Here is a 12,548-nt window from a genome sequence, read left to right on the forward strand (position 1 = left end):
ACAAGTAGAATTATTAACAGCTTTTTCTATTGTTATAATTATTCCTGCCCCTTCGATTTCTTGAAAATCTAACACTTTCATATCTGGGAGATTGAGAATTTGATCTACAGAAAATTTCATAGCTATCACCAAAACTTTTGTATTTTATAATTATCATTATATCATCATTGCTATCTGAACATATTTAAAATCTTGTAATCTCTTGCTGGTACTGAAGTCTGAGACTTAATGAATATAAATTTTAGGTACTAAATTTTAGTTATTTGAGTTTCCACCATAAAAGTACCGCAAGAGCCAGATTAATCAAAGAAGTCGGGGATCTGAATCTCTCTACTTTTTTGAGCAATTTTATATTTTAAGACTTGACAAGACGATTATTCCGGTATGGAATCTTCATCTTCTAATTCTCCTAATGCGGAAATAATCACAGAAGGTCTATCAGGAAATTCTGCCACAAGTTTTAAATCTCCTCCCATAGCTTTTACATAACTACGTAATGTAGAAAGTAAAAGATCCGCCCGTTTTTCTAATCTAGAAACACTATCTTGACGGATTCCTAATAATTCTGCCATAGATTCTTGAGTTAATTTTCTGGCTTTTCTCATATCTTGAAGAGTCATATTTTCCAAAATCAGTTCTTGGGCGCGGGCTTCAATTTTTGCCCGCTGTTCCGGTGGTAATTGTGCCATGATATCACTTAATTTTGTCGCCATATTTTTATTCTCCTTTGTCTTTTAATTCCTGAAGATGGGAGTCAAATCTTTTATCTGCTTTTGTAATTAATTGTTTGTAAAATCTTTTTTCACTTGTTCCAGCTTTATTACCAGCTACAAGTAATATTGCTTTCTTTTTTGGATCAAAAGCAAAAGCTATTCGCCACACACCATCGTCCGCATAAAAACGCAGTTCTTTCATATTTTTATGTCGAGAACCTTTAAGTGTATCAGCATGAGGTCTACGTAGGAGTGGACCGGCGGATTCTAGTAATTTTGTGTGTGCAAGAAGTTCTTCCTGTACTTCTGTTGTTAGTTCAGAAAATTCAGGTAGAAATTCGTCATGAAATAAAATTTCCCATGTCATGAATTTATTATGGCTTAGAATCCATATTTATTCAAGTATCAGATCAATCGCTTTCGTTGTATGTAGAACTTCATACCTCAAATCAGCAACGCCAAAATTATTAAGTCAGAATCAGGATATCCAGGATTTGAGGATTTACAGGATTTTATTTTCTGATGAAATCTTTCCCAATTCTGAGATAATTAATTAGATGAACGAGAAAATTACTCCCTTCCCACACAAAGATAACTGATATTTTTTCTCTGTGTCCTCTGTGTCTCTGTGGTATGGCTAACGCCACGCTCCGCGAACGTTTAAAAAAATTAGTAATCTAACAGTAATATCAAGAATAATTGTAGCTTGCTTCCCGAAGGGTACGCAGATAAACGCAGATGAACACAGATAAAGATGGACAATCAAAAATCGGCGTTGCTGAATCGAGGTATGAAATTTCCAAATTGAACCTTTAAAAATCTTACCTTTGCGTCTTTGCGCCTTTGCGTGAGACTAAAATTCATACCCTTAATCAGCAACGCCCAAAAATCAAAACATGATACTTTCAAACAACATCCTGTAAATCCTTAAATCCTGGATATCCTGATTCAGACAAATTAAAATATTAGTACACCACAAATCAAATCAAAATCCTGGACATCCTGATTCAGACAAATAGTTAAGATTCTGTACTGGTAAAGTCTATTTTTTCATAAATATCAGCCAGAGAAATTTGACAAGAAACAGAAGTTAAATTTAAAGTATCATTAATATCTTCATATTCTAAAAACATCCATTTTCTATTATCAGTTTTTACATATTGTTCAACGTGAATTGTGTATTGGTCAATTAAAATATATTCTTGAAAACTAGCAATAGTCCGATAAGCTGCAAACTTTTCATCTCTATCATAACCTTTGGTAGATTTTGATAACACTTCAGCAATCATAACCGGGTTAGTAATAGTGTCATTTCTTCCTTCTTCAAATACTAGGGGAGTTTGAACAATCATTACATCAGGATAAGTATGAATCCGTCGTTTAGGAATCCAAAGCCGTTGGTCAGTATAATAGACTTCGTAAGGCTGACGCTTGAGGGCAAAATGTATGGCAACATATAAATTACCAGCTATTTTATTATGATTTGGTGTTCCGCCTGTCATGGGGATAATTAATCCATCAATATATTCGTGACGTAATTCTGAATTTACCTCAAATTCTAGGTATTCTTCAGGTGAGTAGTAGCGTATTTCTTGTGCAATAGTCATTTATGGGGTAATAAAGTTTAGTTAAGCCTAAAAATCAACATTATCAAATTTTTAGTTGGGTTGCGCTTTTGCTTAACCCAACCTACCATTTTTTAACTTTACTTTACGCAAAGACACAAAAAACTCTTTGTGTCTTTGCTGATTAGCCTCTACCTTTCAGGATCTCTAAAAGAGATGGTGCGAAACAAAACTCAAATGGGTTGAATGTTATCCCGCAGCGTCAGGTAATGGTTTTTTGGGTGTTGCTAGTTGCAGGATGATTTCTAGTAACCAAGGGGCGAGACGTTGGCATAATACGGCTAAGTGAGATTGCCAGCCGACTAGGATTTCTGCGGTATCGTTTTCTATGCCGATGACGAGCGCTTGAGCGACTTGTTCGGGTGTCATGGGAATTACTCCCCGAAATGATTGCAAGTCACGCACCATGTCTGTTTCGGTGAGGGAAGGGAGTAGGGCGATAACGCGAATATTGTGTTGGGCGAGTTCTTGACGTAAGGCTTGGGTAAATCCGACAATGGCAAATTTAGTGGCGGAATATGTGGCCATTGTCGGTGCGGCAACTTTCCCCATTAAACTGGAGACATTGACAATGATTCCCTTTTTTTGACTAACCATGCGTTTGGCTATCAAGCTGGTGAGGGTGTACATTCCCAACAAATTGACGGAGAGTTCTTCTTGCAGTTGGGGAAGTTTTGATTGCAGAAACGAGTTTTGATGTGCGACTCCGGCACAATTTACGAGGAGATGAATTGGTCCATAACTGCGCCAAAGTTGGGCTACGGCTATGTTAACGTTGATGGAGTGGGTTAAGTCCAAAGCCATGATTGTAGTTTCTACGCCTAAAGCTTCAATTTCGGCGGCTACTTCGGCTAACTTTTGGCGATCGCGTGCTACCAATATTAACCTTTTCATGCCTTGTTTGGCTAATTCTAGGGCGATCGCTTTACCAATGCCACGAGAAGCCCCGGTAATGAGTGCAACTTTTCCTTGAATCTTCATCGGGTTTCACCTCTAAATTCTTCATTCTTCGTCTTCCTGTTGCGTTCTTGGCAATCAATAGGTAAGACAATTAATGAACAGTACACAAAAATCAAATCTCCATGCAGTGACAAGATGGAAGCTACTTTTTATGCTCATTTGCAATACCCCTTTATTGCTTCTCGAAAGTAGAAATTCCTGGTTGTCAGCATGGGAATAATCAACATAAAAGACTTTTGGCAGGATGGATAAAGCTCATTGATTTCACCTCTTTTAAATAATCCGAGCATTCACCAGTGCTGTCGTACCCACACACACTAGCAACTAAATCAAGTTATTGCAATATTTTTTAATCAGGATTCCTGATCAGTCATTTTCGTAAGATATATATATGGCAGTCGTGATTGATATAAGTTTTTATGAATAGTCAGGAATTTATATCATGATCCCCTCACAATTCTGGGAATTTTGTGACCATGAATACATTTTTTTAAGTTATTCAAGACAATTAATCTGTTGCATTTCTAGGGGATTAATTATAATTTTTGGTGAAACAACACTAATTTATCTGTGGTCAAATATTATTATTTTGTGTAAGTAGGTGAACACAATAAAACCAAACTGTGTAAAGAAACGTAAAATCGCCCAAACCCTCTTCACTCTTGCCTCTTGCCTCTTGCCTTTTGCCTTGCCATAACGACAATTTTCAACGCCAACCTACTTAACTGCTGATAATATAGACAAATTTGCTAACGAATCCCCCAAAACAGCAGTTAAGTAAGTGGATGTAAAATAACCAAAATGTGTAACGATATGTAAATTCACCTCAATGCGTTATTGTGGTTGAGTTTTAGCCATTTCACAAAACGAAATATATTTTGATTCTCCCCCGCTCACCTACTTAAAATTACCTTGGTAACAGCTTATCAGGTTTTACTCTGCGGGTGTATTTGAAAACCCTTACTCTGTCCATAAAATACAGTTTTAAACTGTACCTGATTTGTACCAGGATTGTAGAGAGTATAGGTTGCTTGTCCTGGTATCCGTCCCACATTTCCGACCCCAATCACTTGACGAGGGGTAACTGTGACTGTTTGTGGGGAAAATTGATGATCAAGAGTAATGATTTCACTGGTAATAGATCCTGCTTGTAACTGATACTGAAAAGTTAACCCAGAACGACCGCAAAATAGATTATTTGCTTGCATTCTTGATAATCTATCTAACATTTGAATAGGAGGAGTATCGGGGGTCAATTCATCATTTACCCCCATTGTCGAACCATGTATTAATAAACAATCTAATTCAAAAAAACCAAAATCGAGCGATCGCAACCATTGTACAGTCTGACGGGAAACACAATCCCACAACATCTGCACCGTATCACCCCCATATTTTGCCAGCAATTCCGGTGCGTCTCCAGTCGGACCCAAACCATGTAAAATCAAACACTGTTCTTCCCACCATCCCTTGCAAATCATTGGTTCTAATTCACCCCGACGAGGTGATTTCACCCTTTCCACTAGCTGTTCACATTCTCGCCTTGGTCCAACTAAATCACCGATGATATACAATGCCTCTACATAACGATTTTTCAGCTTAATATCAGCTATCACAGCCTCATAAGCTGCTAAATTTCCTTCAATTCCACTTAAAATTGCCCACATAATCAATTTTAGATTTTAGATTTTAGATTAGTTATTAGGACTTACGCATTGAGGAAGTTCACCAAATATGAAATGTGGATTTTATCTGTTGTAGGGTGCGTCAGACCCGATAATTTCACAAAAAACAGATTTTCTCTATCTGACGCACCTACTCAATCAGTTATTCCCAAAACTGAAAACGACGCAATTTCGTTTATTCATATGATGGCAGGTTTTACATTGCCTAAATCCTAGTTATTTTATCTAGTACAAACATGAGTTGGATCATCTGCGCGTTCAGCATACTCCAAACCATGCGCTAAACGCCAAGCAAAGATTTTTGGTAATCCCTTCTCTATAATTGCTGCACAGGTTTTTTGATAATCATAGGTCACTTCCCGCAAAGTCACCCCTTGAGTATCAGTTTCATAAATTACATAAGTTGCATTTGGTCGTCCATGTCGAGGTTCTCCAACAGAACCAACATTAACAATCTTCTTCAGCGCAGATGAAAAGCTAATTTTCCGTGATGCTGCTTGATTAGCAACTTGAACTTGTAACTCACCAGCATCAAGATTACGACTATAGGGAACATGAGTATGTCCACAAAACAGCACATCTGCACCTGTGGAAAGTACCCGTTCTAAGGCCACAAAAGCATCAAGTTCAGGTAACAAATATTCATGATTACTATGGGGACTACCATGAACAAAAGCTAAATTTTGCCACTGGAGACTATAGGGTAAACTGGCTAAAAATTCGCGGTTTTCTGGATGAATTTCCTTATTTGTCCATTCATGAGCTTGAAAACCTCTTTTTTCTGCTAATAATGAAGGATAACTACAATCGCAAGCATTCAATCCTTCCACAATATCTTCATCCCAACAACCAGCACAGGTAGGAATATCTAAAGAGCGAATTTGGTTAATTACCGCATTAGGATGGGGTCCATATCCTACCAAATCACCAACACAAAATATCTTCTCGGCTTTTTGTTGGTTAATATCTAATAATACAGCATTTAAGGCTTCATAATTACCATGAATACATGACATAACAGCTATTTTCATACTTGTTGACCTTCTAATAAAATTTGTTGTACTTGTTGTTGATATTGAAAAATTAAGGATTCCGATAAACAGCAATCCGATAATGTTGCTTTTAAAGCTGTTTTATCTAAATTCTTGCCTACTATTTCTATGCCACTAAACCGCTGAGGTCTACCTTGTAAATGTCGTGGTAAGTCTAATTCTAAAAAATCTATTTGGGGAACACCAGAGACAAAATCACAGTAAAGAGAACGTCCATCATTAACATCGAAAATTGCCTTAGCACGGGTAACAATACCATAAGCACCGTGAGTTATTTCATACCAAAATTCATCTAAACTATTTTCATCAATTACTTGCCCCGTAGTTTCTACCCGCCATAAATTTTCTACAATTATAGTTGGAACTGGTGCGCCATAGATAATTTCATTTGCCCAACTATCATATTCAGAGTTTTTTAACTCCTCTGGAATAATTGCTATAGCCTGGTAAGTGAGATGATCTAATATTTTTGATATACTATTTAACTCTAGATAAGAACCTAATTCAACATAAACACTATCTGCTGTGGGGATGTGATATAGAAATTCAATTTCTTGACCATCACCAAATATTTTCAGATCAGGAAATTCAGTGGCTATTTTAGTTTGATCAATGGGAATATTCCCCGTTCCTGGAGAAAAATAAATTACTTTTTCAATAGATTTAATATCTCGAATTTGTTGACAGATCCAGGTAGTTTTTCCAGATCCAAATAATCCAGCGACAACGGTAATAATTGGTAAAGTCATAATCAATATAAATTATAATTTATGAGATAAAATTCCCACAGAATTAAAAAAACAACTTCTTGCTCCAGTATGACAGGCAATATCACCAACTTGCTCAATTTTGATGAGAATTGTATCACCATCACAATCATAAAAAAGCTCTTTTACCTTTTGAATATGTGTAGATGTTGCCCCCTTATGCCACAACTGAGAACGGGAACGACTCCAATAATAAACTTCACCTGTAGCCAGGGTTTTTTGAATTGATTCTGCATTCATCCAAGCCATCATTAGAACAGTACCATCAAGATAATCTTGAGCTATAGCCGGAATTAACCCCTGCTCATTAAATTTCAAATTTCCAATCATGATAACTTATCCCTTTTTATCTGCGTTTATCTGCGTTTATCTGCGTTCAAATATCAATATAATGTAGAGATAAAAAATCTCTTATCCCTACATCACACAAAGCCTATTTAAAATTAGCACTGTGGCGAATCAAATTCATAAATTCTTCACGAGTCCGTGCGTCTTCAGAAAACACCCCACGCATGGCGCTGGTAACAGTCCAAGAACCTGGTTTTTGGACTCCTCTCATCACCATACACATATGAGTTGCTTCAATTACCACTGCAACTCCTTGAGGCTTGAGTAAACCTTGCAGTGCATTAGCAATTTGTAAAGTCAGCCTTTCTTGCACTTGTAAACGTCGAGCATACATTTCACAAATGCGGGCAATTTTTGATAAACCTATCACCTTACCATTAGGAATATAAGCAACATGAGCGCGACCAATGATTGGTAATATGTGGTGTTCGCAGGAACTAAAAATATCAATATCCCTGACTAACACCATTTCATTTGCATCTTCTGTAAATACTGCTCCATTTAGCAATTCATCTACAGATTGATCATATCCATTGGTCAGAAATTTTAAGGCTTTAACAACTCTTTTAGGAGTATCCTTTAATCCCTCACGGTCTGGATTTTCTCCTAATCCAATCAGTAAAGTGCGTACAGCTTGCATCATCTCTGCTTCTGTTACGGTTGGTTGTTGCTGATGAGATAAAGATGAAATTACATCAGCAGCAGTTAGTTCTGGACGAATGGATAAAGTCATTATTTGAATTTAATAGAATGAGTTATGACGGAAGTTAATAGTTAAATATCTATGAATAACTACTAACTAAAAAAAGAGAATTTATCAACACTTTTAAATTATAACAAACATTTGTTAAGTTTTGTGTAAATCTCATTATTATCCAGTTTTCTGCCAACAAAAACTACCTGGTTTTTAGGTTGATTAGGCCATTCGTCAGCGTTCAATGTGTAACGAGGTCCACTCAGTTGAAAAATATGACGTAAATCACTATCACTAAACCATAAAATACCCTTAGCTCGAAATACATTCTCTGGCATTTCTTCGGTTAAGAAATTCTCAAATTTATGGACATCAAATGGTCTATCGGTTTGGAAAGAAATGGAAACAAACCCATCATTTTCTAAATGATCGGAGTGATGATGGTGATGTTCATGTGCATGATGATGTTCATGTTCATGTTTATGGTGATCTTCATTATCAATGGCAATATACTGATCTTTTGGTGTTAAACCCACATCTAAAATTAGAGGTAAAGCAACTTCACCGTATTGAGTATGTAAAATTCTCGCTCCATGTTTAATATCATGGATGAAATTTTCTACTTCTTGTAGTTTTTCTGCGGTAACAAGGTCTGTTTTATTGAGGAGAATAATATCTCCATAGGTAATCTGTTTTAAAGCTGCTTCACTCTGAAAATGTTCTTCGTTAAAAGCTTCAGTATCTACTACTGTGAGAATTGAATCTATATTGGTTAGATCTCTGAGTTCTGTGCCAAAAAAAGTTAAGATAATCGGTAAGGGATCAGCTACACCTGTGGTTTCAATAACTAGATAATCAATCCGTTCTTCTCGTTCTAAAACTCGATAAACAGCATCAACTAAACCATCATTAATTGTACAACATATACAGCCATTACTAAGTTCTACCATATCTTGGTCTACAGAAATTAGTAATTGACTATCAATGTTGATATCGCCAAACTCATTAACGAGGACAGCGACTTTTAAATCTTGTTTGTTCTGAAGAATTTGATTTAAAAGTGTGGTTTTTCCACTTCCTAAAAATCCGGTAATAATAGTTACGGGCATTCCTTGTTTGGGAATTTCAGGAATGATGTTTGTTGTGTCGAGAGTGATGGTATTCATATCAAAATCTAGTGGTTTTATTTGTTGACTGTTTAAATCAGTGTTCTTAAAAGATTACTGACTTCTTTGATCTTAATGTTTTATCACTTGTAAATGATCTACAAGTTCACTTAAAGTCAAAACTCCTAAATCTCCAGCTTGTCTACTTCTGACACTCAAAGTTTTGCTTTCTACTTCTTTCTTACCAACAACGGCAACAACGGGAATTTTTTCCAATTGTGCTGTCCGAATTTGTTTCCCTAAACGTTCACCACTGCTATCTACTTCTACCCTAAATCCAACTTTTTTAAAATCTGCTGCTACTGATTTTGCATATTCTCGAAAGTCATCACTTACAGGTAACAACCGCAATTGTACAGGTGCTAACCACAAGGGGAAATCCCCTGCATAGTTCTCAATTAAAATGCCAAAAAAGCGTTCCAAAGAACCAAAAATAGCCCGATGAATCATAATTGGTCTTTGCCGACTACCATCAGCAGCAATATATTCCATATCAAACCTTTCTGGCAAATTAAAATCTACCTGAATAGTTGAACATTGCCACAAACGACCAATAGCATCTTTTATTTTAATGTCTATCTTTGGTCCATAGAAAGCTCCACCACCTGCATCAACAACATAATTCCAGCCTTTAGTATTTAAAGCTTGTTCTAGTGCTGTTGTGGCTAATTCCCAAACATCATCAGTTCCGACTGATTTATCAGGACGGGTAGAAAGATTGACCTCATATTGTTTAAAACCAAAATCTGATAAAATTTGCTCAGTGAGATTTAAAACTCCTAGTATTTCATCAGCAATTTGGTCAGGTAAACAAAAGATATGAGCATCATCTTGAGTAAATCCTCTGACTCGCATTAAACCATGTAATGCTCCAGATCGTTCGTAACGATAAACTGTTCCTAATTCTGCCCATCTTAATGGTAATTCTCGATAGGAATGAAGTTGATGTTTATAAGTTAGAACATGAAAAGGGCAATTCATGGGCTTAATTTGATAAGCCTGATTTTCCACATCCATCGAGTCAAACATACTTTCTTGATAAAAGTCAAAATGACCCGATGTTTTCCATAGGTTGAGATTGGCTATATGAGGTGTATACAGTAATTGATAACCAGATTCTAGATGAGCTTCGCGCCAATAATCTTCAATTATGTAGCGAATAATTGCGCCATTGGGATGCCAAAATACTAAACCACCACCGGCTTCTTCTTGAATACTAAATAAATTAAGTTCTTGACCTAACTTGCGATGATCTCGACGGAGGGCTTCTTCTCTTAGTTGGAGGTAATTTTCTAATTCTGCTTTTGTTTGCCAAGCTGTCCCGTAAATCCTTTGTAGCTGAGGTTTAGTTTCATCACCTTGCCAATAAGCACCAGCAACATTTAATAATTTAAAGGCATGAGGATCAATTTCACCAGTAAAGTTAATGTGAGGACCTGCACACAAATCCCACCAATAGTCATTCGCTGGTTGAATATCTGTGACAAACAATGAAGTTTCTGAATTACCAGTTTCGGGAGTACCAATGAAGTAGCGGGTGATAATTTCTGATTCGGGTATACGCTCTAAGATTTCTAGTTTGTAAGGTTCATTTAATTCGGCAATTTCGGCACGAATTTCGGCTCGTTCTACCTCTTCACGGATAATAGGTAGGTTCACTTTGATTATCCGTTGCATTTCGATTTCAATTTTTTCTAAGTCATCAGGGGTGATGCTGACTGGACAATCAAAATCGTAGTAAAATCCAATTTCTGTGACGGGTCCAATTGCTACCTTAGTCCCTGGAAATAGTCTTTGTACCGCCATAGCCATGATATGGGCGCTGGTGTGCCGAATTCGTGTAAGTTTGTCGTCTTCGTGCAGGTTCAAGCTGTCTTGAGACTGGGTTAATGAACTGACCATATCAAACAAAAATGAGAATCGTTATCAGTCTAGCGCAAAAAGGTGTGAATGTTACTAATTCTGGAGTTGATTTTGGGGAAAATATTTTGAAGTGCTGTTAGCTGGCTTTGACTTCAGTGATACTATGAGAAAAAGATACACTGGGCTTAACGATCGCTGGGACAATTTTTTCACAAGCCATTCTTGCACCGGATAAATTTCTGGCTGTCGGACCAACTTGTAAAGCTGCTAAACCACCCATGATAAATAATTCACAACCAGGCCAACGCAGATAGCTGTCTAAAACTGGCAAACCTTTAACAATTTGGATGGGATAAGCGGTTAAGATATCCTGCAATAATGGTTCAGTGGTGACATCGAATTTAGTACCTGTGGCTAACCAAATATAATCACACTCGAATATATGACCATCGCTACATTCTACCTGCCAATTATGACTTAACCATTTAGCTTTAACTATTTGACAGTTTTCATCAATTCTAATATTACCACGATGATGTTCTTTGCGTAATTGGGTGGCGATTGCTGGTGTCATAGAACCACCGTTTCTAGCTTGCTGGATCATCATCCACCGTTGTTCCCAATCTCCTTCAAAAAATCCTTTGAGATATTTTGGTCCTAACCAACCCGGTTCAGCATCAAATAGTTTTTCTGATAACTGTCTTCGGATCATCAAATTGACTTTTGCACCATGAGCGATCGCACCTACAGCCAAATGTCCACTTGTCAAACCACCACCAACAATTAAGACTCTTTGAGACTTTAACTGTAATTTACGTAAATCTACAGTTTGAGAATGGCAAAGTTTATGTTCTGGATAGGGTGAAGGAATCTGACTTACCCAATCAGGGATATGTATCTTACCACTACCAGTTGCCAACACAACTCGCCGGGCAGTTACCATTTGTCCATCTTCTAACCATAGCTGGAATTGAGGACGAAAATGATCAAATGACGGTTTAACACTACTTACAGCCAAAGGGATAACCTGCTCCTGCAACTGATAGGATGTAATCACATCCTCACAAAAATCTTCAAATAGGCGCGTTCCAGGTAAATCATAGGGGGGAAATAGTTCCTCAGACCGAGATTCAGAAAATTTCCTTAAAGCGAAGGGGTTGGGGTGGGGATGATGAACAGCAGGAGAGCGCAAATGAGGAATTTCCAAAGCCGCAAATTGCTGTTTCCAGTTACTTATCCATGTACCACTGGGATCAAACACTACAATTTTACCCTTCATTGTTTGCCGTTTTTGCAGCAAATGGGCAACTAAGGTAAGAGCATGAGGACCAGCACCAATAATTGCTAAGTCAATTTTTGCAGGAACTGTAGTCATATTGACACTCTCAGGGCTGAAGCCACTGAGATTCTTAAAATTTTGCAATCCTAATATCCTGTTTGCACAGGTTCCCAAACTCAACACGTTTGCACAAAAGTGCGTGCTGATACTGCTAGTTGCTTTACTTGGAGAGACCCCAATACCGCACTGGCTCATCTTTTGGGCGTTTAGCTGTTAAACAGCAAGTTTCGCGGAGTCCCCACGTACTATATTTCGACTTCGCTCAATACAAGTTTTGAAAGCTCTATCTCTAATTGTTTTGGCAGCACCAATATCGGCGTGTTCGTGATACCCACA

At 37.3% G+C, this 12,548-nt stretch carries 12 protein-coding genes; all 12 read right to left on the reverse strand.

The window, feature by feature from the left end:
• Positions 1-374: 374 nt before the first annotated feature.
• Positions 375-713, reverse strand: coding sequence for an XRE family transcriptional regulator (locus AN486_RS24050; RefSeq protein WP_039202282.1), 339 nt, complete (start codon positions 711-713; stop codon positions 375-377).
• A 4-nt stretch (positions 714-717) separates the two neighbouring features.
• On the reverse strand, positions 718-1,080 hold the full coding sequence (locus tag AN486_RS24055) for a type II toxin-antitoxin system RelE/ParE family toxin (RefSeq protein WP_168635829.1): 363 nt from the start codon (positions 1,078-1,080) through the stop codon (positions 718-720).
• Positions 1,081-1,732: 652 nt separating this feature from the next.
• A complete protein-coding gene (locus AN486_RS24060; RefSeq protein ID WP_039202284.1) occupies positions 1,733-2,320 on the reverse strand; it encodes a Uma2 family endonuclease in 588 nt (195 codons plus the stop codon).
• 207 nt (positions 2,321-2,527) lie between these two features.
• Entirely contained in the window at positions 2,528-3,319 is a 792-nt protein-coding gene (locus AN486_RS24065) for an SDR family oxidoreductase (protein ID WP_027403149.1), read from the reverse strand.
• Positions 3,320-4,224: 905 nt separating this feature from the next.
• The gene (locus AN486_RS24070; protein ID WP_190382541.1) at positions 4,225-4,971 is read right to left on the reverse strand and encodes a metallophosphatase; all 747 of its coding nucleotides are present in this window, start codon (positions 4,969-4,971) and stop codon (positions 4,225-4,227) included.
• 233 nt (positions 4,972-5,204) lie between these two features.
• Entirely contained in the window at positions 5,205-6,014 is an 810-nt protein-coding gene (locus tag AN486_RS24075; RefSeq protein ID WP_290602811.1) for a metallophosphoesterase family protein, read from the reverse strand.
• Complete coding sequence (locus AN486_RS24080; protein ID WP_284081854.1) at positions 6,011-6,784, reverse strand: GTP-binding protein; 774 nt, start codon at positions 6,782-6,784, stop codon at positions 6,011-6,013. The genes AN486_RS24075 and AN486_RS24080 overlap by 4 nt, the downstream gene beginning before the upstream one ends.
• Positions 6,785-6,796: 12 nt before the next feature.
• A complete protein-coding gene (hisI, locus tag AN486_RS24085; RefSeq protein ID WP_168465506.1) occupies positions 6,797-7,132 on the reverse strand; it encodes a phosphoribosyl-AMP cyclohydrolase in 336 nt (111 codons plus the stop codon).
• A 103-nt stretch (positions 7,133-7,235) separates the two neighbouring features.
• Entirely contained in the window at positions 7,236-7,883 is a 648-nt protein-coding gene (gene folE, locus AN486_RS24090; protein ID WP_039202293.1) for a GTP cyclohydrolase I FolE, read from the reverse strand.
• 98 nt (positions 7,884-7,981) lie between these two features.
• Positions 7,982-9,010 carry a GTP-binding protein gene (locus tag AN486_RS24095; RefSeq protein ID WP_290602812.1) on the reverse strand — a complete coding sequence of 343 codons (1,029 nt, stop codon included), beginning with the start codon at positions 9,008-9,010 and terminating at the stop codon, positions 7,982-7,984.
• Between the two features lie 72 nt (positions 9,011-9,082).
• A complete protein-coding gene (gene thrS, locus AN486_RS24100) occupies positions 9,083-10,912 on the reverse strand; it encodes a threonine--tRNA ligase (protein ID WP_290602814.1) in 1,830 nt (609 codons plus the stop codon).
• A 97-nt stretch (positions 10,913-11,009) separates the two neighbouring features.
• A complete protein-coding gene (locus tag AN486_RS24105) occupies positions 11,010-12,248 on the reverse strand; it encodes an FAD/NAD(P)-binding protein (RefSeq protein ID WP_168635835.1) in 1,239 nt (412 codons plus the stop codon).
• Positions 12,249-12,548 lie beyond the last annotated feature (300 nt).

The sequence above is a fragment of the Anabaena sp. AL93 genome (genome assembly GCF_001672085.1).
GTDB lineage: Bacteria > Cyanobacteriota > Cyanobacteriia > Cyanobacteriales > Nostocaceae > Dolichospermum > Dolichospermum heterosporum.

Excerpts from the sequence above, each read along its gene's own strand:
- AN486_RS24050 (WP_039202282.1), bottom strand. The coding sequence starts at position 713 with ATGGCGACAAAATTAAGTGATATCATGGCACAATTACCACCGGAACAG.
- AN486_RS24055 (WP_168635829.1), bottom strand. The coding sequence starts at position 1,080 with ATGACATGGGAAATTTTATTTCATGACGAATTTCTACCTGAATTTTCT.
- AN486_RS24060 (WP_039202284.1), bottom strand. The coding sequence starts at position 2,320 with ATGACTATTGCACAAGAAATACGCTACTACTCACCTGAAGAATACCTA.
- AN486_RS24065 (WP_027403149.1), bottom strand. The coding sequence starts at position 3,319 with ATGAAGATTCAAGGAAAAGTTGCACTCATTACCGGGGCTTCTCGTGGC.
- AN486_RS24075 (WP_290602811.1), bottom strand. The coding sequence starts at position 6,014 with ATGAAAATAGCTGTTATGTCATGTATTCATGGTAATTATGAAGCCTTA.
- AN486_RS24080 (WP_284081854.1), bottom strand. The coding sequence starts at position 6,784 with ATGACTTTACCAATTATTACCGTTGTCGCTGGATTATTTGGATCTGGA.
- hisI (WP_168465506.1), bottom strand. The coding sequence starts at position 7,132 with ATGATTGGAAATTTGAAATTTAATGAGCAGGGGTTAATTCCGGCTATA.
- folE (WP_039202293.1), bottom strand. The coding sequence starts at position 7,883 with ATGACTTTATCCATTCGTCCAGAACTAACTGCTGCTGATGTAATTTCA.
- AN486_RS24095 (WP_290602812.1), bottom strand. The coding sequence starts at position 9,010 with ATGAATACCATCACTCTCGACACAACAAACATCATTCCTGAAATTCCC.
- thrS (WP_290602814.1), bottom strand. The coding sequence starts at position 10,912 with ATGGTCAGTTCATTAACCCAGTCTCAAGACAGCTTGAACCTGCACGAA.
- AN486_RS24105 (WP_168635835.1), bottom strand. The coding sequence starts at position 12,248 with ATGACTACAGTTCCTGCAAAAATTGACTTAGCAATTATTGGTGCTGGT.